The organism is Mycobacterium sp. NPDC004974, assembly GCF_053600815.1.
Genome location: NZ_JBSGAQ010000007.1, coordinates 62,159 through 82,309 on the forward strand (window position 1 = coordinate 62,159; position 20,151 = coordinate 82,309).

The 20,151-nt window shown below is 66.1% G+C and carries 20 protein-coding genes and 1 pseudogene; 10 read left to right on the forward strand and 11 right to left on the reverse strand.

Going from position 1 to position 20,151, the window contains the following annotated elements:
• Positions 1-168: 168 nt before the first annotated feature.
• A complete protein-coding gene (locus tag ACWEFV_RS17440; protein WP_450071078.1) occupies positions 169-975 on the reverse strand; it encodes a helix-turn-helix domain-containing protein in 807 nt (268 codons plus the stop codon).
• Positions 976-1,058: 83 nt separating this feature from the next.
• Between ACWEFV_RS17440 and ACWEFV_RS17445 the strand changes: the two genes are divergently transcribed.
• From ACWEFV_RS17445 to ACWEFV_RS17470, 6 genes are read left to right on the forward strand one after another with little or no spacing between them, the layout of a single operon-like run.
• Positions 1,059-1,967: an alpha/beta hydrolase gene (locus ACWEFV_RS17445; protein WP_450071079.1), complete on the forward strand. Its 909-nt coding sequence runs from the start codon at positions 1,059-1,061 to the stop codon at positions 1,965-1,967.
• 11 nt (positions 1,968-1,978) lie between these two features.
• Complete coding sequence (locus ACWEFV_RS17450; RefSeq protein WP_450071080.1) at positions 1,979-2,818, forward strand: MBL fold metallo-hydrolase; 840 nt, start codon at positions 1,979-1,981, stop codon at positions 2,816-2,818.
• Positions 2,819-2,831: 13 nt separating this feature from the next.
• Positions 2,832-3,554 (forward strand): flavin reductase family protein, encoded by a 723-nt coding sequence (locus ACWEFV_RS17455; protein ID WP_450071081.1) that lies wholly within the window; start codon positions 2,832-2,834, stop codon positions 3,552-3,554.
• On the forward strand, positions 3,551-4,672 hold the full coding sequence (locus ACWEFV_RS17460; protein ID WP_450071082.1) for an alpha/beta fold hydrolase: 1,122 nt from the start codon (positions 3,551-3,553) through the stop codon (positions 4,670-4,672). The genes ACWEFV_RS17455 and ACWEFV_RS17460 overlap by 4 nt, the downstream gene beginning before the upstream one ends.
• Positions 4,672-5,523: an MBL fold metallo-hydrolase gene (locus ACWEFV_RS17465; RefSeq protein ID WP_450071083.1), complete on the forward strand. Its 852-nt coding sequence runs from the start codon at positions 4,672-4,674 to the stop codon at positions 5,521-5,523. Before ACWEFV_RS17460 ends, ACWEFV_RS17465 begins: the two co-directional genes overlap by 1 nt.
• Before the next feature lie 11 nt (positions 5,524-5,534).
• Positions 5,535-6,254, forward strand: a complete 720-nt coding sequence (locus ACWEFV_RS17470) for a hypothetical protein (RefSeq protein WP_450071084.1) — start codon at positions 5,535-5,537, stop codon at positions 6,252-6,254.
• Between the two features lie 3 nt (positions 6,255-6,257).
• Here ACWEFV_RS17470 and ACWEFV_RS17475 read toward each other — a convergent pair whose 3' ends face one another.
• The 3 genes from ACWEFV_RS17475 to ACWEFV_RS17485 form a co-directional block, all read right to left on the reverse strand.
• Positions 6,258-7,169: an NAD(P)H-binding protein gene (locus ACWEFV_RS17475; protein WP_450071085.1), complete on the reverse strand. Its 912-nt coding sequence runs from the start codon at positions 7,167-7,169 to the stop codon at positions 6,258-6,260.
• Positions 7,170-7,172: 3 nt separating this feature from the next.
• Entirely contained in the window at positions 7,173-7,559 is a 387-nt protein-coding gene (locus tag ACWEFV_RS17480) for a hypothetical protein (RefSeq protein ID WP_450071086.1), read from the reverse strand.
• A gap of 146 nt (positions 7,560-7,705) precedes the next feature.
• Positions 7,706-8,944, reverse strand: a complete 1,239-nt coding sequence (locus ACWEFV_RS17485) for a thiolase family protein (RefSeq protein ID WP_450071087.1) — start codon at positions 8,942-8,944, stop codon at positions 7,706-7,708.
• A 152-nt stretch (positions 8,945-9,096) separates the two neighbouring features.
• On the opposite strand from ACWEFV_RS17485, the pseudogene ACWEFV_RS17490 reads away from it, so the two are divergent.
• Positions 9,097-10,113, forward strand: a pseudogene (locus ACWEFV_RS17490) (YbfB/YjiJ family MFS transporter); the annotation flags it as partial.
• A gap of 42 nt (positions 10,114-10,155) precedes the next feature.
• On the opposite strand, the gene ACWEFV_RS17495 reads toward ACWEFV_RS17490, so the two are convergent.
• Entirely contained in the window at positions 10,156-11,088 is a 933-nt protein-coding gene (locus tag ACWEFV_RS17495) for a LysR family transcriptional regulator (RefSeq protein WP_450071088.1), read from the reverse strand.
• A gap of 126 nt (positions 11,089-11,214) precedes the next feature.
• Between ACWEFV_RS17495 and ACWEFV_RS17500 the strand changes: the two genes are divergently transcribed.
• Positions 11,215-11,928 (forward strand): SDR family NAD(P)-dependent oxidoreductase, encoded by a 714-nt coding sequence (locus ACWEFV_RS17500; RefSeq protein ID WP_450071089.1) that lies wholly within the window; start codon positions 11,215-11,217, stop codon positions 11,926-11,928.
• A 61-nt stretch (positions 11,929-11,989) separates the two neighbouring features.
• On the opposite strand, the gene ACWEFV_RS17505 is transcribed toward ACWEFV_RS17500, so the two are convergent.
• Both ACWEFV_RS17505 and ACWEFV_RS17510 read right to left on the reverse strand, forming a co-directional pair.
• Entirely contained in the window at positions 11,990-12,376 is a 387-nt protein-coding gene (locus ACWEFV_RS17505) for a hypothetical protein (protein WP_135452653.1), read from the reverse strand.
• Positions 12,377-12,512: 136 nt separating this feature from the next.
• Positions 12,513-13,502, reverse strand: a complete 990-nt coding sequence (locus ACWEFV_RS17510) for an LLM class F420-dependent oxidoreductase (RefSeq protein WP_135452652.1) — start codon at positions 13,500-13,502, stop codon at positions 12,513-12,515.
• A gap of 56 nt (positions 13,503-13,558) precedes the next feature.
• On the opposite strand from ACWEFV_RS17510, the gene ACWEFV_RS17515 reads away from it, so the two are divergent.
• Positions 13,559-13,984, forward strand: a complete 426-nt coding sequence (locus ACWEFV_RS17515) for a pyridoxamine 5'-phosphate oxidase family protein (RefSeq protein ID WP_135452651.1) — start codon at positions 13,559-13,561, stop codon at positions 13,982-13,984.
• A 4-nt stretch (positions 13,985-13,988) separates the two neighbouring features.
• Entirely contained in the window at positions 13,989-14,576 is a 588-nt protein-coding gene (locus ACWEFV_RS17520; RefSeq protein ID WP_450071090.1) for a class I SAM-dependent methyltransferase, read from the forward strand.
• A gap of 79 nt (positions 14,577-14,655) precedes the next feature.
• Here ACWEFV_RS17520 and ACWEFV_RS17525 read toward each other — a convergent pair whose 3' ends face one another.
• The 4 genes from ACWEFV_RS17525 to ACWEFV_RS17540 all read right to left on the reverse strand — a co-directional run bounded on the left by ACWEFV_RS17525 (position 14,656) and on the right by ACWEFV_RS17540 (position 20,096).
• Positions 14,656-15,675, reverse strand: coding sequence for a zinc-dependent alcohol dehydrogenase family protein (locus ACWEFV_RS17525; protein ID WP_135452650.1), 1,020 nt, complete (start codon positions 15,673-15,675; stop codon positions 14,656-14,658).
• 166 nt (positions 15,676-15,841) lie between these two features.
• Entirely contained in the window at positions 15,842-16,294 is a 453-nt protein-coding gene (locus tag ACWEFV_RS17530; RefSeq protein WP_450071091.1) for a hypothetical protein, read from the reverse strand.
• A 158-nt stretch (positions 16,295-16,452) separates the two neighbouring features.
• A complete protein-coding gene (locus ACWEFV_RS17535) occupies positions 16,453-18,102 on the reverse strand; it encodes an alpha-keto acid decarboxylase family protein (protein WP_450071092.1) in 1,650 nt (549 codons plus the stop codon).
• Positions 18,103-18,260: 158 nt separating this feature from the next.
• On the reverse strand, positions 18,261-20,096 hold the full coding sequence (locus ACWEFV_RS17540) for a S9 family peptidase (protein ID WP_450071093.1): 1,836 nt from the start codon (positions 20,094-20,096) through the stop codon (positions 18,261-18,263).
• Between the last annotated feature and the right edge of the window lie 55 nt (positions 20,097-20,151).

Consider the following 20,151-nt stretch of genomic DNA (forward strand, 5'->3'; position numbering starts at 1 on the left):
GTGAGTTTCGGTTACGCCGCATCGAGGAAGGCGGCGGTGCCGGTAGCGAACTCCTCGTTCCCATGTCGGTTCCTCCGTTGCGCCGATTCGATGGACTTCTCCACCGTGGCGCGACCGTGAACCGGCTGGGGACACCCCGCCGAGCCGCGGCAGGGGCAGGCTGAGCGGCTACCCGGAGCGGAGCTCGTCGAGTGCCCGCGCCGAGTCGCTCCCGGGGTCCGCCCGGAAGATGATCAGGTGCTGCCCACCTGAGTGGGGTACATGCAGGCGATTGCGGTGCAGGTACAGCTCACCCACCCGCGGATGACGCACATGGGTGATCCCCGGCCGGTACCCGACATCGGCGCGCGCCCACAGCTCACGGAATCGCTCACTGACAGATGACAGTTCGTCGATCATCTGACGCAGCCGCGGGTCGTCGGGATAGCTGCCCGCGACCTCGCGTAACCCACTGACCGCGATGTCGGTTGCCTCATCCCAATCCACGAAGAAGTCGCGCGCAGCCGGCTCGAGCAGCCGCCATCTCAAGAAATTCTCTCCGGGCCGGAACGCCGGCGCGAGGGCTCTGGCAACCGGATTTGCCGCCAGTACATCCTGATACCTGTTCGCGACGATCGCCGGCATCGGGAACTGATCGATCAGCTCGTCCAGCCCGTCGACGGCTTTCTCCAGATCACCTTGCTCCCAATGAGTTCCGGTCTGGCCGGCGAGCTGGTGGAGATACTCGGTGCCCTTGATGTCCAATTGCAGTGCCCGCGCGAGCGCTTCGAGCACCTGCGCGGACGGATTCTTGTCACGGCCCTGCTCGAGCCGCAGGTAGTAATCGGAACTGATGCCGGCCAACAAAGCCAGCTCCTCGCGGCGCAGCCCGGCAACCCGCCGGCGCGCACCGCCGAGCAGGCCGACGTCCTCTGGACGGATCTGCTCGCGCCGCGACCGAAGGTAATCGCCGAGGGCATTGTTCTTCGCCGCCACCTGTTGAGCGTAAGCCTGTCCCTGCCGATACCAGGATCAACGTGGCGTTCCCACCCGGTCTCCGTCGGTCGCAGGGTGGAGCCATGGTTGAACGACACGACATCGAGTTCGCCGGCGAAGGCGCTGTGACGCTGCGCGGATGGCTGTTCCAGCCGGATGGACCGGGCCCGCATCCGGGCATCACCATGGCGCACGGATTCGCCGGGGTGAAGGAGCACGGCCTGGAGCGGTTCGCCCGCTTCTTCGCCGAGGCGGGGTTCGTGGTGCTGGTGCATGACCACCGAGGTTTCGGCGCCAGCGACGGTGCGCCCCGCTTCGACGTCGACCCCTGGGCGCAGATCGCGGACTGGCGGCGAGCCATCTCCTTCCTGGAGAGCCGGCCGGACGTCGACCCGGAACGGATCGGACTGTGGGGCACGAGCTACGCGGGCGGGCACGCCATCGTGCTCGGTGCAACCGATCGCAGATTGCGGGCAGTCGTCGCGCAGGTGCCCACCATCAGCGGCTACCAGCAGAGCCTGCGCCGCGTGCCGCCCGATCAGGTCGCAAATCTGCAAGCCGGGTTCATCGAGGACGACCGGGCCCAATTCCGCGGCGAGCCGCCGGCGCTGCAGGCGGTGGTGGGCAGCGATCCCGCGATCCCGGCCGCCTACCGATCCGCCGATGCCATTGCGTTCTACACCCAGCCGACCACGCCGGAGAACGTGTGGCACAACAGCATGACGGTCCGCTCGTCACGCGCAGCACGGATGTACGAGCCGGGCACCTGGATCGACAGGGTCTCCCCCACGCCGCTGCTGATGATCGTCGGCCTGCAGGACACCGTCACCGTCACCGATCTGTCGCTGACCGCCTATGAGCGGGCACTGGAACCCAAGAAACTCGTGACCATTCCCGGCGGGCACTTCGACCCCTACCTCGGCAAGTTCGACCAGGCCGCGGGTGCGGCCCGGGACTGGTTCACCCAACACCTCACCAAATCCGAATTGTGAAGGGAAACACCATGACCACACTGCGCTATGAGGTAATGGTCCACGACGGCCTGCCCCGCCATCGCGAACAGCGACTGCCCGACGGCAGCCCCATCGTGTCCTCACCGGTGGCCTCCACCCTCGTCGTGGGTGAGCACGATGCCGTGCTCGTAGACCCGCCATTTACTCACGATCAGATACGTCGTACCGCCGAGTGGATCGAGAAATCCGGCAGGACACTGAAATACGTCTACGCCACCCACGGTCACGGCGATCACTGGTTCGGCACCGACGCGCTGCTGCGACAGTTCCCGGACGCGGTCGCCTACGCCACCGAGGGCACCATCGCGAAGATGCACGAGCAGGCCGTCGAAGGCCGTGCCCAGATGTGGGACGTCGACTTCCCTGGTCAGATCCCCCCGAGCCCGGTTGTCTACCAACCTGTTCCGAACGACGGACTGTTGTTGGAAGGCGAACACCTGGTGCCCATCGAGGTCGGGCACACCGACACCGACGACACCACGGTGCTGTACGTACCGTCGATCGGGCTGGTGGTGGCCGGCGACGTCGCCTACAACGGCGTGCACCAGTACCTGCTGGAAAGTGACCACGGCGGGATCAAGTCCTGGCTGCAGGCGCTCAACACGATCTCGGCATTACAGCCTCGCGCCGTGGTGGCCGGGCACAAGAACAAGGATCTCCCCGACGATCCGGCAATCCTCGCCGAGACCCGCGACTATCTGCTCGACGCTCAGCGGCTGATCGCCGGAAAGCCCAGTCCTCACGAATTTTTCGACTACATGACCCGGCTCTACCCGGACCGGCTCAACGTCGGCCCGGTCTGGTACAGCGCCGTAGCCCTGCTGTCCTGAAAGGAATCCTGAAATGATCATCGATGCGGACGACCTCGACCCCACATCCAGCTACAAGCTTCTCATCGGCAGCATCCTGCCCCGTGCGATCGCCTGGGTCAGCACCAGTTCGGCCGAGGGCGTGGGCAACATCGCGCCGGTCTCGTTCTTCACCGTCGTCGGCCGGATGCCCCCGATCCTGTCCATCTCGCTGCAGCCGCGCTCTGATGGCGTCACGCTCAAGGACACCTTCGTCAACATCCGTGACACCGGCGAGTTCGTGGTCAATGTCGCCACAATCGCTCAGGCCGACGCCGTACACCGATCCGCTTTCGAATTCGACTCCGGGGTAGATGAATTCGATGCGCTGGGGCTGACCAAGGCGCCATCGGAGACCATCTCGGCGCCTCGCATCGCGGACTCACCGATCTCGTTCGAGTGCGTCGTGGACCGCATCATCCCGATGCCGCCGCTGCCCGACCACGTGGTGTGGGGCCGGGTGACGCGCATCCACGTGCGCGACGACCTGTACCTGTCACGCGGGCGCATCGACGTCGGCGCGCTCAACGCATTCGGCCGCCTGGCGGGCGAGTACACAATGGTCGACAACATCTTCACCACCCCGCTGCCAGAGGGCCTTGCCGAAACGTTGGCGGTCCAGCGCGCCGAGCGGTTGGACGGCAACGCAACTGACTTCTCACCCATCGACACCGCCGCATGGTCACCGTCCGGCGCGACGAAGGCGGCCGCGAAATGAGCACCGTGCTTCTCATCCACGGCTTTCTCGATGACGTCAACGTCTGGGACGACCTCGTGTCCGCACTACCCGACGACGTGCACGTCATCCGTTATCAGCTGCCGGGCTTCGGCGCTCGTGCCGCCGACCCGGAGCTGACCTTGCGAGCGCTGGCTGCCGAGGCCGGCCGGCTCCTCAACGGCGTCGACTCAGATGTCATCGTTGTCGGGCAGAGCCTGGGCACCCAGGTTGCCGAACTGGTCGCCGCCGGTCACGCCGGGAAGGTCACCGGGCTGGTCTTGCTCACGCCGGTCCCGTTGGGCGGCACCCGGCTTCCCGCCGACGCCCTTGCGCCGTTCCGGGCGTTGGGCGGCGATCCCGCCGCACAGCGCGCGGCCCGGTCCAACCTGTCCCCGGCCCTTACCGACGACCAGCTCGACCGATTGACCCGCGCCGGAGAGTCGGCACGACCGGACGTGGTGAGCCGTTATGTGGACGTCTGGAATGACGGCGTGCCGGACGCATCGTCGATCAGTGATTACACCGGACCCGTACTGGTGATCCGGGGCAGCGAGGACACCTTCGTCACCGCCGACCTCGTCGCGACGATCACCCCGCGCTTCCCGCAGGCCCGTGAACGGGTGATCGACGGCGGCGGGCACTGGGTTCATATCGAGTTCGCCGACCAGGTCGCAGCCGCCATCGTGGCGTTCGCCGACGAGATCGCCGGTGGTGCGACTGCCGCGGGCTGGCGTCAGGCGTTCGCCGAGCAGTCGCGGGCGAGCTTCGCCGACACCTTCGCCGATGACGTGGTGCTCGACGCCACGACCCTCGTCGAACCTGTCGCCGGTCGGGAAGCCGTCGCGACCGTGCTCGGCGTCGCGAGCTCGATCTACGAGACGCTGGAGTTCACGGCCGAGACCACAGATGGCCCGACCAGCTACGTCCAATGGCGGGCAACGGCTTTCGGTGGGATGGCGATCCGGGGTATCACGATCCTGGAACGTGATGCCGAGGGACGCATCGTCTCCGCCGCGATCCACCACCGGCCGCTGGGCGCCGTTCTGCGGTTCTCCGCCGAGATCCGTGACCGCCTCGCCGGGGCGATCCCGTCAACACATTTCCTCAAGGAGGCATGATGAGCGCGCTGACGCACCGGGTTTTTGTCACCGGCCAGATTCCGCAGTCGGGCCGCGGCCCACTGCCCGACGGCAGCCGGCGGATGTGGTCGCCGATCTCGTCGACGCTGATCGCAGGTTCCCGGGACGCTGTGCTCGTCGATCCGCCCCTGACCACCGCGCAGGCGGCCGAGGTCGGCGACTGGGTCGAGGCGTCCGGCCGACGACTGACCGGGATCTACATCACGCACGGTCACGGCGACCACTGGTTCGGCGCAATCCCGCTGCTGAGGCGGTGCCCGGGCCTAGCGGTCTATGCCACGGCGGGCACAGCGGCGCACATGGCCGCGCAGAACTCGCCGGAGTTCCGGACCGGCTTCTGGGACAAGGTGTTTCCCGGCGAGCTGCCGACCGGAGATGTCGAGGTCGGCATCGTCGACGAAGCCGGGTTCGAACTCGAAGGCGAGCAACTACGTCCCGTCGAGGTCGGGCACACCGACACCGACGCCACCACCATGCTGCACGTGCCGAGCGCCGGGCTCCTTGTCGCCGGCGACGTGGTCTACAACGGTGTGCATCTGTATCTCACGGAGTCGGGCGGCGTGAAGGGCGTTGACGAATGGCTCGCGGCACTGGACATTGCCGAGGCTCTGCGGCCGACGACGGTGATCGCCGGCCACAAGAATCCCGACGCGCCAGACGACCCGTCTCAGATCGACGCCACCCGTCGCTACCTCACCGATGCGCGCAATTTGGTCGAATCATCCGCCGGCGCAGACGATTTCTACGCCGGGATGCTGGCCCGGCACCCCGACCGGATCAATCCGGGTGCGCTGTGGGGTGCGGCGATCACCCTGTTCCCACCGAAGTGACGAGGATTGAGATGACCGATCTGCTTGCCGAAGTTCTCGACGCCCATGGTGGCCTGACCCGCTGGAACGAGTTTTCCCGGGTGGAGGCGACGATCGTGACCGGAGGCAAACTCTGGACGCTCAAAGGCCAGCCCCAGGACGACACTCCGCGCCGAATGACCGTCGCCCTGGATCGCCAGTGGGCCTCGGTCCAGCCGTTCGGTGCACCCGACCAGAAGACCGACTTCACCGCCGATCGCGTCGCCATCGAGAAGCTGGACGGCCGCATAGTGGCCGAGTTGCCCAGTCCGCGAGACTCGTTCGCCGGCCACGAACTCGAAACTCCGTGGAATCCACTGCAGCGCTCCTACTTCAACGGCTACGCACTGTGGACTTATCTGACCACACCATTCCTGCTGAGCCTGCCCGGCGTCACGGTCGACGAGATCGCACCCGTCGAGCACGACGGTGAGACGTGGCGTGGTCTGCGCGTCTCCTTTCCACCTCACATCGCCACCCACAGTCCGGTGCAGGAGTTCTACTTCGACGACCACCGGCTCATCAGGCGGCACGACTACCGGGTCGACGTGGCCGGCGGATTCTCGGCCGTCCAGTACGTCGACGACCTCGTCGACGTGGACGGCATCAAGGTTCCGACGAAACGTCGTGCGTACCGGTGCGATTCGGCCGGACAGCTCATGCCCGATGAGCTCATGGTCGCTATCGATCTGAGCGATATCCACTTCACTTGACACTCATGAGAACAGCTCGGGGTGCTGGGCGACATACTGGCCAACGGTGGTCGCGGGTTGCCCGGTGATCCGTTCGACCTCGTCGGTGGCCCGGTCGTAGCGCCCGGCTCGGTGCAGTTGCGCCATTGTGGCCAAGTGCTGTTCGAGGTGTGCGGGCAAGCCCAACGGCTTGATGACGGTTTCCATCCACGTTTCGTGCGCTATGTCGGAACCGTGTATCGGCCTTCCCAGCCCGAGCGTGTATTCGGCGGCCAGCCCGTCGATGTCCAGGCTTACCGGGCCGGTCAACTCGTACACGTCGCCGATGCGGTGATCAGGATCGAGAAGCACGGCGGCAACCACTCGTGCCACATCGTTGCTGGCGATCGGTGAGGTTCGACCGGTTCCGAGCGGGAGGGCCAACAGGTTTCGGTCACGAAGCGAAGGCGCCGCGAACGAGGTGAAGAGCGGGTTGTCCAGAAAGGCTGTCGGTCTGATGTGCACCACCGGTACGCCCGACCAGTTCAAGACGTGCTCGGCGAGGTAGTGCAATCGATGTTGACGAGACTCCCCGACACTGGTCGCCGTCATCTGGGAAACGGTCATCTGCGACATGTTCACGACCACCTCCAGGCGGCCGTATTCCAGTGCGGCATCGCAGACGATGACCGTGGCCTGCAGGTAGTCCGGGGACACACCCATCGAGAAGAACATCCGGTCGGCACCGGCCACCGCTTCGGCGACGTTCTGCGGGTCGGTCAGGTCACCGACCACGACTTCAGCCCCCATATCGCGTAGCGGGTCGGCACGGGCGTCATCGTGATGGACCACCGCGCGGACCCGGTGCCCGCGTTGGCGTAGAAGCTCGATCACCTGCCGGCTCACGCCGCCGGTGCCGCCACCTGCGCCCGTGACCAGATACAAGCGTTCAGCCATGTTCTACGGGGTGCCTTCCCAATGTTTGGCCAGCGGAGTTCCTGCGAAATGTTCGAGCATCAGTCGGGAGAAGCCCAGCAGCGCGCTACGCGGCCGGTGATTCACCACGATGTGTTGTGTCTGCCCGGCCGCATTGAATGTGACCTGCACGATCACGTAGGTGGGCACGCCCCGGACACTGCTGGAGTAGTCCTCGATGAATCTGTCTTCCCCGCACGGACCTGCGTAGGCGAATTGCTGGTCGTCGTAGTGCCTTCGCGCGGCATCCACGATGGCCCGCACCGACTCGGCACCGTGAGCGGTGCCGTCCATCGCGGCGGCCTCCAGCGTGACGTCCTCGGCCAGGTTGTCCAGCCACTCCGGGTAGTAGGGCTTTCCCATGTAGGTCATATCCGCCTCCAGCGAGCCTCGGCAGGGAGACGACCTGAGTATCCGCCAACGTCGGCCCAACTCGCTGCCTTCCAACGAAAATCCGTTCGACACAGCATTTTCGAAGGTCTCTCACAGACAGACCGGCCGAATCGGACGGTCAGATGTCAGCCGGCGGCGGGGTTCTCGAGGACCAGGGCGACGCCCTGCCCCGACCCGACGCACACGCCGACGACGCCGTAGCGGGCGTTGCGCTCGCGCAGTTCGGTGGCGAGCGTGAGCACATACCGCGTGCCGGTGGCACCGAATGGATGCCCGATCGCGACGGCGCCCCCGTTCGGAGTGAGCTTCTCGTCCGGGACGGTGAACCCGCCGAGCTGGTTGGGCAGTTCACGCAACACGCCGAGTGCCTGCGCGCTGAACGCCTCGTGGACCTCCCACACGTCGATCTGCTCGGGCGTCAACCCGGCCCGCTTGATGGCCAGCGGTATCGCCCAGGCCGGGGCGAGGCCCATTACCAGCGGGTCGATGCCGTACACGGCTGACGACACCACCCGGGCCAGCGGCCGGACCCCCAGTTCGGCCGCGCGTTCGCCCGACGCCAACAGCACGGCGCTGGCGCCGTCGGTCAGTGGCGTCGAGTTCGCTGCCGTCATCTGCTTGGTCCCGGGCTGCGGCGGCAGCTTGGCCAGCTGCTCGGCGGTGGTGTCGTCGCGGATGAACTCGTCGTGCTCGAATGTCCGCCCCGGCGTCTTCTTCGTCGCGGCGATCTCGACCGGCATGATCTCCTTGGCCAGCCGGCCTGAGTCCCTCGCCGCCTTGGCGTGCTGCTGGCTGCGCAGCGCGAAGGCGTCGATCTCCTCACGGGTGAGTCCGTAACGGTCGGCCACGTTCTGCGCGGTCTCGATCATGCCGATGTAGGCGTTGCGGGCCAGCAGCGCCGGGTTGGGCGGACCGCCGGCACCCGCCCACATGGTGTCGAGCAGGATCACCGGCCCACGGGGCGAGAACGGTGCGTCGCCCTTCATGTAGGCCCAGCCCGAACGTGACATGGACTCGACGCCGCATGCGATCCCGACACCCAGGTCACCGGCTCGGATCGCGTGCGCCACATTGATCGTGGCGCTCAGCGACGAGGCGCAGAACCGGTTGATGGTCGCCCCGGCGACGCTGTCCGGGAAGCCCGCGGCCAAGGCGGCCCACCGGCCGACGTCGCCCATGCCCTCGTGCGCGGGGTTGACGCAGCCGGCAACGATGTCCTCGACCTGGTCCATCGGTACGCCGACGCGTTCGCACGCGCCCTTCATGGTCATTCCGAGAAGATCGTCGGCGCGGATGTGCGACAGCGAGCTGCCGTACCGGGCGAACGGTGTGCGAACACCGCCGAGCACAAATGCATCAGTCATGAGTGGCTCCCAGGGTCACCCGGAGCGTAACGCGCACGGAGGACATCGGGTCAGAAACGACTGGGAGGAAGCACCTCACAGCTACGAGCCATTCGGTCGTGGCAGGTCTGACCTGCGCCGCACACCATGGACCGATGCGCAATCACCCCTGGATGCACGTCGCGCGCACCGCCGCGATCCTGGCTGCCGCGATGGGGATCGGGCGTTTCGCATACACCCCGATCCTGCCGCTGATGACGGCGCATGCCGGGCTCAGCACCTCAGCGGCGGGCCATCTTGCCACCGCCAACTATGTCGGGTACCTCCTCGGCGCCGTCGCCGGCGCCGGCTCGCCGCGGCTCTCCCGTTCGATCACCGCATGCCGAGTGTCGCTCGTTGTGCTAGTGGTCAGCCTGGCGGCAATGTCGTTGACCGGCAATGCCTTCGGTTGGATGGCTCTCCGCGTGGTGGCCGGGGTGGCCAGCGCCCTGGTGTTCGTCATCGCCATCAATACGGTGCTGGATCATCTGCACGGTCATCCGCCGCACCTACCCGGCTGGGCATTCGGTGGTGTCGGCGTCGGCATCGCCTTGTCGGCCGCGCTGGTGTTCGGTCTGCCGGCGCAGAACGGGTGGAAGGCGGCGTGGTGGCTGGCCGCCGGACTCACCGCGGTGTTGGGTGCCGCCGCGTGGGGCCTGCGCCCGGCCCCGCCGGCTGAGGCATCGAAAGATACTGTCGGCAAGCGGAATACCACGCGCCGCCCGTTCGCCCTGCTGTTCGGCAGTTACACCCTCGAGGGCATCGGGTACATCATCGCGGGCACCTTTCTGGTGGCCGCCATCGCGCAGAACTCGCCGGGCCGGCTGGGCACCGGGGCGTGGCTCGTCGTCGGACTGGCGGCAATCCCCTCCGCCGCGGTGTGGGCACGGCTGAGCTCCCGCTACTCCCACCCCGTTCTACTCACCGGGGCACTGCTGTTGCAGGCAGGCGGAATCGGCCTGGCGTGCCTCGGAAACGGCTTTGCGGCGCTCATCGGCGCGGTCCTGTTCGGCGGCACATTCATCGGGATCAGCACGCCGGCACTGGCCGCCGGCCGGCTGCTGCAGTTCCCGGGAGCTGTCGCGCTGCTGACCGCCGGCTACTCCGTCGGCCAGATCATCGGACCGGTCGCGGTGTCACCGTTCGTGCACAACGGGTTTCGGACCGCCTTGGCGGCCGGGGCGGTCGTGGTGTTACTCGCCGCCTTCGCCGCGATCTCGATACGGGTCGTCAGCGGGCAGCCACGCTCCGGTGTCACCGATACCGAGGTCCCCGACACCGCGGGTGAACGCGTCGATCACGGCGCGCACAGCCGAACTGTCCTCATCGCGGCGCCAGACCAATGACCAGGTCCACAGCGGGACCGGCCCCAGCACCGGACGCCGGACCAGGTCCTTCGGCAATGGCGCGTCCTGCCCCTTGGGGTTGTTGAGCACCGGCCGCCGCAATTCCCGGACGTGCTCGAAGAAGGTCGGCCCCGTCACGCCGCCGTCGTCGGTGCGCATGACGCGCGCCCCGGTGTCGGCCGCGAACTGCTCGCCGTACCGGTTCCACGAGGACCAGCTGGCGGCGTCGGCATCCACCAGCACCAGGACGTCGGCGGCTTTCACCGGCGTATCGTCCCGCCCCGCGGACAGGGCGTACAACCGGTCGACGCCCATCAGGCGGGCGTCGAGTCCCAACGCATCGAGGTCGGGGGTCTGCACCCAGCAGATCGCGAGGTCCAGGCTGCCGTCGGCGACGCGGGCCGCCTGGGTGTGCGACGGCATCACCCAGGTGTCCACCCGCAGCTGCGCCAGTCCGGCCGCGCGCTCCGCCAGATCACCCGGACACCAGTTCACGTACCCGACCCGCACCGGTTCCTTCGTCGCCATCCCCGCTGCGCTCCTGCGCAATTCGTCGGCCTGCTGAATCAGGGCCCGAGCGCCGGGCAGCAGTGCGGTCCCGGCCGCAGTCAGTGCCACCGAGCGCCGGTCACGGTCGAACAGCTGCACCTTGAGGTCACGTTCCAGCGCCTTGATCTGCTGGGACAGCGACGGGCCGGCGATCCGCAGGCGCTCTGCCGCGCGTCCGAAATTCAGCTCCTCGGCGACGGTCACGAAGTACCGCAACTGGCGCAGTTCCACCGAACGAGCGTATTAGGCGGAACCTCGCAGCAACGAGCTATCCCGTCACATCGGCCGGACATCACCGGTCCGGCGAATGCGTTGAGGTGTGCATCCGACCAGCTCCAAGACAAGGAGACCACCCTCATGAGCACCACACCACACGTCGCAGTCATCACCGGCGCCTCCCAGGGCATCGGCGAAGCCCTGGTGGCGGGCTACCGCAAGCTGGGCTACGCCGTCGTCGCCAACTCCCGCAACATCGGTGAGAGCGACGACCCGATGGTGCTGACCGTGCCGGGCGACATCGGCCGACCGGGCGTAGGCAAGCACGTGATCGACGCCGCCGTCGAGCGCTTCGGCCGGGTCGACACCGTCGTGAACAATGCCGGCATCTTCATCGCCAAGCCCTTCACCGACTACACCGACGAGGACTACGACGCCGTCACCGGAGTCAATCAGCGCGGCTTCTTCGAACTGACCCGCGCCGGAATCGCCGCGATCGAATCCCACGGCGAAGGCGGACACGTGGTCACCATCTCCACGAGCCTCGTCGACCACGCCAACTCCCAAGTGCCCTCGGTGCTGGCGTCCCTGACCAAGGGCGGGCTGAACGCCGCAACCAAGGCGCTGGCAGTCGAGTACGCGTCGCGGGGCATCCGGTCCAACGCCGTCGCACTGGGCATCATCCGCACCCCGATGCACTCGCCCGAGACCCACGAATTCCTCTCGGCGCTGCATCCCGTCGGCCGCATGGGCGACATCGACGATGTGGTCGACGCGGTGCTGTACTTGGAGCGGGCCGGGTTCGTCACCGGTGAGATCCTGCACGTCGACGGAGGTCAAAGTGCCGGACACTGATCGGGTGTCAGCCGTGCCCGGCTGAGGGCAACTCCCAGCACCACCGAACGAGCCGCGCAGATTAAATCACCCGGAGTGAATCCCCGTCGTAGCCGAACCGGGACCGCAGTTGGACCAGCAGACGCTCCGCCTCGGCGATGCGCGCGTGCATCCGGACCAGCGCTTCCGGCACGGGCGCGTCGGCCACCCGGCTGCGTTCCCGAAGGCGTCGCCACCGGAGTTCGGCGGCCGCGAGATGGTCTCGCAGCTCGGCGATTTCGCCGACCAGAATGTCCTCGAACAGCCGCGATTGTGCGACGTCAGCGCTGTGCGCGGGCCTGGAACAGGCAACCGGGGCGGCCGCGCGGGAAACCACGCGCGGCAAGGGATTGCACACCGCGGCCGTATCGGCCCCGACTGTCGAGGCAGAGATGCTCCCGCTCCCGAACTCCCGTGATATCAACGTCACGAGGGGATCATGGAGCAGCTCGCGATTCAAAGCCACCGCACATGTTTCACCTGGAATACCGCCTCTGGTCACCTACCGGTTACCCGATGTACGTTTGACGGCCTTTGCGCGCGGGCGGCGTCCGTGGTCGGTACGCCTAGCTGAGCGCGGGGATGACCTTCTGCTCGAACAGTTCGATACCGGACCGGTCGTAGGCGGCCTCCGGGAAGTACAGAATCGCGTACTCACACCCGAGGTCGCGCATCCTCTGGAGCTTCTCGATGACCTGTTCGGGTGTACCGCTTGCCGATTCGGGGGCGGTGACGTTGGCGAGCATGGCATCGACGGTCGCCTCACCGGCCACCGGCACCTGCCGTGCCCGCAACCGCGCGACCCGCTCGGCGACGTCGGCTTCGGAGTCGCCGATGACGGCGTTGAAGTTGGCCGATCTCACGATCGCGCCGTAGTCGGTTCCCACGTCGCGGCAGTGGTCGGCCAACACCTGTGACTTGTGGGCAAAGCCCGCCGGCTCAGAGGTGAAGTTGGTGTACTGCGCATACTTGGCGGCGATACGCAGCGTCACCTTTTCGCCGCCGCCGGCGATCCACAACGGGATGCCACTGTCCTGCAAAGGCTTCGGAGCGACGATCGCACCGTCGACCTGGTAGTGCCTGCCCTCGAAGCTGACCCGCCCGTCGCGCCAGGCGTCACGCATGATCTGGACGCCCTCGTCGAGCCGGCCCAGCCGCACCCCGGCCGACGGGAAACCGTAGCCGTAGGCCCGCCATTCGTGCTCGTACCAACCGCCGCCGATGCCCATCTGCACCCGGCCGCCCGAGATGATGTCGGTGGTGGCGGCGATCTTGGCCAGGTAGACCGGATTGCGGTAGCTCATCGCGGTACACATCTGGCCGAGCTTGATCCGCGACGTCGTCGCGGCATACGCCGCCATCAGCGACCACGCCTCGTGGGTGGCCTCGTCGGTCGGCACCGGAACGGTGTGGAAGTGGTCATAAACCCACAGCGAGTCCCAGGTGCCTGCGTCGGCGTAGGTCGCCAGGTCACGCATCACCTGCCACTGGCTTTCGATGGGAATGTCGACGAGGTCAAGGCGCCAGCCCTGCGGGATGAAGAGTCCGAAGCGCATGAATGCCGACTCTACGACGCCGACGCGTGTCGTGGCACGGCGCTAGCCTGAGTTTTATGGCCCTTTCCAAAGAAGAACGCGAACAGTTTCTGGCCGAGCCGCACATCGCCGCCCTCTCGGTGTACGCGGGCGACAAGCGCGGTCCGCTGACCGTCCCGATCTGGTACCAGTACAGCCCTGGTGGGGAACCGTGGGTCCTGACCGGGGTGGGATCACGCAAGCACCGGCTGATCGAGGCGGCCGGGCACGCGACGCTGATGGTCGAGCGGCTGGAACCGACGGTGCGTTACGTCGCGGTCGACGGTGCGGTCTCCCGCATCGAACCGGGCACCGATGAGCAGCTCGTCGAGATGACCAAGCGCTACCTGGCTCCCGAGAAGGTGGAGCCGTATCTGGAGTTCGCCCGCAGTGAGCACGGTGAGAGCGTCGCGGTGTTCTTCAAGCCTGAGCACTGGCTGTCCTCTGACCTGGGGGCGCTGTGACGCCATGAGCTCGCGCCAACGGGTGTTCCGGTGGCTCTACCGGCTCGGGGTCACGCCCTGGGACGGCCACCCGTTGGCGCACAGCCTGACCGATCTGGTCGAGAGAACATCGTTGCCCCCCGGGACCGCGCTCGATCTGGGCTGCGGGACCGGGGACAACGCGGTGTACCTGGCCCGACACGGCTGGCGGGTCACCGGTGTGGACTATGTGGCCAAACCGCTGAAGAAGGCTCGCAGGAAGGCCGGCGGAATGCCCGTGTTCTTCGCAAAAGCCGATGTGACACAACTGAGTTCGTCTGGCATCGGCGCAGGGTTCGACCTCATCATCGACAGCGGCTGCCTGCACGGCATGAACGCCGCCGACCGCGATGCCTACGTCCGGGAAGTCAGCGCGGTAGCCGTCCCCGGTACACAACTGCTGATCGTGGCGTTCATCCCGGGAGCGTCGATGGGCGTACCCGGCATCGGGTTCGATGAGGTTCAACGACGTTTCAGCGACGGCTGGACGTTGCTGTCCAGCGGGGATGAGCCCTCGATGGACCAGAACGGCACCCACCGGGCGCGGCATTATCTGTTCGCACGTTCGGCATAGATGTGGTCCGAGCACTGAGATAACCCGACCGTCGTCGAATCACGTTACGGTGCAGTGCAGTTGGCCCGCCGGATCTGCGCTACGGCTCGAACACCAGCAACGGCTTGCCTCCGTGCTCGGGAGCTTCGGCCAGATGGACAGCATCGCTGAACTTTTCGACCGGAATCGGCTGGCCCTCCGGAACCCGCAGGGCCCCGCCGGCGGCGAGTTGGACCGTCCGGTCGATCGTCGCGGCCATCCGGTCTTTCGGGGTCTCGGTGAACCAGCGGAACAGCCAGAACCCCCGAACGGACTTGGTTTCGTAGATCAGTGAACGCGCGAAAATCGGGATGGTGAGTTTGGCGGGGTCGGTCTGGCGGTGCGTGGACAGTGCACCGTAGACGACCAGCTCGCCGTGCGGTGCCAGAGCCCGCGACACGTCCGCACCCACCTGACCGCTGACACAGTCGATCGCTTTGGACACCCCACCCTCGCCCGCTATGTCGGCCACGCGCTCACGCAGGTCCTCGTCCTCGGTGCAGATCACCGCGGTGCCACCCAACGCGAGAATGTCCTCGACGGCGGATCGACGCCGCACCACATTGAGGGTCTTGAAGCCGACGTGTGTCCCGAGTTGGATGACCAACTGACCAACGGTTGATCCGGCCGCCGTCTGCAGCAGCCATTCACCCGGCCGGACGTCGAGCACGTCACTGGTCAAGATCACGGCGGTGAGCGGATTGCTGAGAAGCTGCGCGGCCGTGGACGTGCTCAGGCTCGCGGGAATTGGCAACACCCGCTCGGCATCGGCAACGATGTACTCCTGCCACGTGCCGGTGACCCCGATCGTCACGACACGTTGCCCGACGGTCAGACCTTCTGTGTCGCTGCCGATTTCGTCGATCTCACCGACAGATTCGATGCCGGGTACCGCCGGGAACTCCGGGGTGAATCCGTATCGGCCGCGGATCGTGTGCAGATCGCTGGCCTCGACAGGCACCGCGGCCACCCGGATCCGAACTTGGCCGGGACCGGGCTTCGGAATTGGGCGGGCCTGTAGACGCAGCACCTCGGACGGTTCGCCGACCGTCTCGGCGACGACAGACCGCATCGTTGCCATCATCCTGCTGCTCCTTCAGTCGGATCCCGATCTCGGGGTGGTTCGGTGTCCAGAGCGTCATCCCCAACTCATGATGCTGCCACCATGACGGCGTTGTCGGTGCAAGGAAAGCGACGACGCCCTGGCCTCGCGCAATGACTACCGCGACGGCGCTACGGATCGCCGCTCAGCTCTGGACGGCCTCGCGAGCCTCGATCGCCTTGACGCTGCTACTGAACGCCTTGGCCAGCGAGCGCTTTCCCACTGTGCCGAGAACTCCCGCGACAATTCGTCCTCTGAGATTCTTGCCCTCGCGCACGAGGACAGCGTCGATCTGAGTCGTGCCGTCAGGTTGTGGTGTCAGCGTGTAGGTATGACCCGAAGCGCCACCGAACAGATTGGAGTCGATGGTGGTGAGCTTCACGTACTGCGGATGCGACCAGTCGTAATGCAGACGTTCCCAGATACCGCCCGAGCCCTCCGTTACGTCAGCCTCATGGAGCCCCAGGCTGTGCACCTTCAGGTAGCCATCGGCGCTGTTCTTGAAGAGCTTCGATCGACCGGGCCCGAAATCGGTGAGCCCGGCGATGAACTGTTCGGGTGTTGCGGTGGTTGTCTCGTGGAAACGGATGATGGCCATTTCGGGGTCCTCTCAACAGGAGTTGGTTATCGATGGACCCAATAACCACACGGCATCCGTCGCCGATTCCGCCGATCGAGCCGCCAGCCCGTCCCTGTCATTACTGGTACCCGCAGGGACAGTTTGAGATCGGCCGGCCGGGCCGTGTCCAGACCGGGCTATTGAACGTTGTAGAACGATTCGACGTTCTCCCGCAACTTCAGGTAGAGCGGTGGAGCCGCATAGGGATCGGTGATGACCTCGATATAGGACGCGCTGTCGGACCGCTCAGCGGCGGCAAGTGCGTCATCGAGCTCGCCGCATGTCGTGACACGCGCGGTGAACCAACCCTCGCAGCCCAAGGCTCGTGGCAACTGCGCATAGTTCCACGATGCGATGTCGTTGTATGCGGTGGCCATGTCCCTACACAGGAGCCGCTCACTGAGATAGCCGGAGTTGTTGAGCACGAAGATGATCGGTCGCAGTCCCCGGCGTCCGAACTGGCCGATCTCCTGAGCAGTCATCTGATGGGAGCCTTCGCCGGTGATCAGGATGGTGCGGCGATCGCGGGCTGCCACCGCAGCGCCGAAGGCGGCAGGTGTCGCCCATCCGATTGACGCCCAAAGGGTTTGGTTGTGGAACTGCGCACCGTTGGGCAGTTGAGCGAATGCCAGACCCAGGGATGACGTTCCGGTGTCGGTCATGATGACGTCGTCGGGCCGAAGAAAGCTCGCCCACCGCGGGTAGAGGGCATCGGCACCGATCGGGTCCGCCCCACTGTGCACGATCGGTCCGAGGGTTCCGGGTTCGATGGCCGGCCGGTCGAAACGTTTCGTCGCACGTGTGGACAGCTCCGCGAGAATGTCCACCATCTCAACATCCCGGAACACCTTGCGCCCCACCGTGACGCGGTGATGCCCGATATCGATCGTCTTTTCTCGATCCAGTCGAGCGGTGAATCCCGCGGTGTTCCCGTCGGTGAGCATCGATCCGACCAACACCGCGAGGTCACATGATTCGACGAAGGCGCGTACCGGTTCCTCCATCAGCCGGCCGGCGTACATGCCGATGTAGCCGGCGTGGCTCTCTCCGAGGACCGATTTGTCCCCGAACATCGTCGCGAAGGGCAGGTCCCAGGAATCCAGGAATGCCGTCGCCGCATCCTGCAGTCCCAACCGCCTCAGCAGCACGCCCGGCAACACGCACGCTTGTCCCGCATCGTTGAGCGCCGCACCTACCGCGTCGGCCGCCTCAGCCAGCGACTCGGGGTCGCTGACCGGTGGGCTGATCGGAGGGGCGGTCACGCCCACCGGGACGTCGGCCACATCGCTGGGTATCGCCAGGTAGACGGGACGGCGGTGGTACCGCGCTGCGGCGATGAGCCGTTCGGTTTCCGATGCCGCGTTTTGTGGCGTGACGATCGCGCTGGCACAGACGACGGACTCCGCCATTCTGCTGAACAGGCCGAACTCGCCGTCGCCCAGCGTGTGATGTACCAAAGCGCGCCCTTCCTGGGTGGCCAGGTTCGGCGCGCCGACCAGGTGGAAGACCGGGAGGTGCTCGGCGTAGGAACCGGCCACCGCGCTGATCGCGGCAAGCTCGCCCACCCCGTAGGTCGTACACACCGCGCCGACACCGCGAATGCGGGCATAGCCGTCCGCCGCGTAGGCCGCGTCGAGCTCGTTACAACATCCGATCCAGTTGATCACCGGGTGCTCGACGATCGCGTCATTGACGGGAAACGCATAGTCCCCCGCTACCCCGAAGATGTCGTCGACACCGGTCTCTTCGAGCCGCCTCAAGATGTGGCCGATGACGGTTTCAGCCATGAACCATTGTCGAGCGGCCAACTCCCGACAGCAAGGGCCCCAGACTGTCAGACCGCTGGCAACGAATGCGCCTGGTACCGCATCTCAAGGCCGTCGAGCACGGCCCGCAGGCCGGTTTCGAACACTCCTTCGCCGACCCGCTGCTGCCGCGACGCCCTTCACTCGGCACGACCGCCGAGATGCTTGGCCAGGAATCGGTCGGCCCGGTGGTAGAAGTCAAGGCGGTTCTCGGGTTTGACGAAACCGTGGCCCTCGTTCTCGTACATCGCATACTCGTAGTCGAGGCCGCGTTCTTCCATTGCCGCCACGATCTGCTCGGACTCCGCCCGCTTCACCCGCGGATCGTTCTCGCCCTGACCGATCAGGATCGGAATCCGGATGGCATCCACCCGCGACAGCGGCGACCGGGACCACAGGAAGTCCGGGTCCTCGCCAACTCGCTTGTGCCACAGCATGATCATCGGCTTCCAGTACTCGGGGAACGACTCGATGAGAGTGTTCAGATTGGACGGGCCGACCATCGAGATCGCGCACCTGAACACCTCGGGTGTGAAGGTCGCACCGACCAACGCCGCATACCCGCCATACGAGCCGCCGTAGATCGCCACCCGATCCCGGTCGACGATCCCCTGCCCGACCAGGTGATCGATGGCGTCCAACAGGTCCTCGTGCATTTTGGCGGCCCACTCATGGTTGCCGGCGTTGAGGAAATCCTTGCCATAGCCGCTGGAGCCGCGGAAGTTCACTTGCACACAGAGGTAACCACGGTTGGCCAGCCACTGTGCCTCGGGATCGAGGCCCCAGCCGACACGGCCCCACGGCCCGCCGTGCACGTCGAGGACGGCGGGTAGATCCTTGCGGTCCACCCCCGGAGGGAACGACAGGTAGCCGTGGATCGTCAGGCCGTCGCGGGCGGTGTAGCTGAACGGTTCCATCGGCACCAGCGGGTAGTCGTTGAGCTCTGGCCGGTGATCGAACAGGAAGGTCGCCGTTTGCGAACCACGGTCCCAGCGATAGAACTTCACCGGCCCGCAGTCTTGGTCGAACGCGACGAGCCAGGTGCTGTCGTCATCGTCGCGGTCGCTGATCACCAGCTCGCCCGGATGCAGCCGCTCGAGTGCCTCGACGTCGCCACGAATCGACTCGTCGAAGATCCGGTATTCCAGCCGCTCGCCGTACACCGTCACGCCCTGGACTTCCCGGGTGTCGGGATGGATGATCACGCCGCTGATGTCGTAGGTGGGATCTTCGGCGATCACCTCGGTCGCGCCCGATTCGATACCCATCCTGACCAGGCGGCTGGTGTTCGAGCCGACCGAGGACTGCAGATACATCGACCGGCCGTCCTTCGTGAAGCCAACGGGGCCGGTGGTTTCCGCATCCTCCGGTCCGACCTCCAGCAGTGTCCGCCACGGCGACGTCTCGTCGTCACGCACCACGATGATCAGGCCGCCGTCGGGGGTCGGGGCGGCCGCGCCGCGCACCTTCAGGTCATCGTCGACCACCCAGCCGAGATAGCCGGGGTTCTCGACGATCTTGCGCAACTCGCCCGTGCTCAGGTCGAGGTGATACACATCGTGCAGCTGCGGGTTGTCCTTGTTGATGCCCACCAGCACATCGTTGGGAAATCGCTTGCGGTGAGCGATGAGTCGACATTGCACATCATCGATCGGCGTCAGGTCGCGCTCGACTCCGGTCTGCAGGTCGACATCGAACAGCCGGAAGTTCTCGCTGCCGTCCTTGTCCCGGATGTACATGAGGTGGCGATTGTCATGCGCCCAGAAGTAGCCCTGTATCCCGCGGTCGCTGTCGCGGGTGACCGGTTTGTCATTACCCGACCCGGCGTCACCGACGAACACGTTCAACACGCCCTCGAGCGGGGCGATGTAGGACAACCGCGTGCCGTCCGGCGATATCTGTGCCGCGGCCCGTTCCGGCTGGCCCAGCAGGACCTCGAGTGGGATGAGTTTCGCGTCTTCCATGTCACCGGACATTCCAGCCCCCTCGTTCGATGTGCCGTCAATCATGCCTACCCGAGGTTCCGGCCGG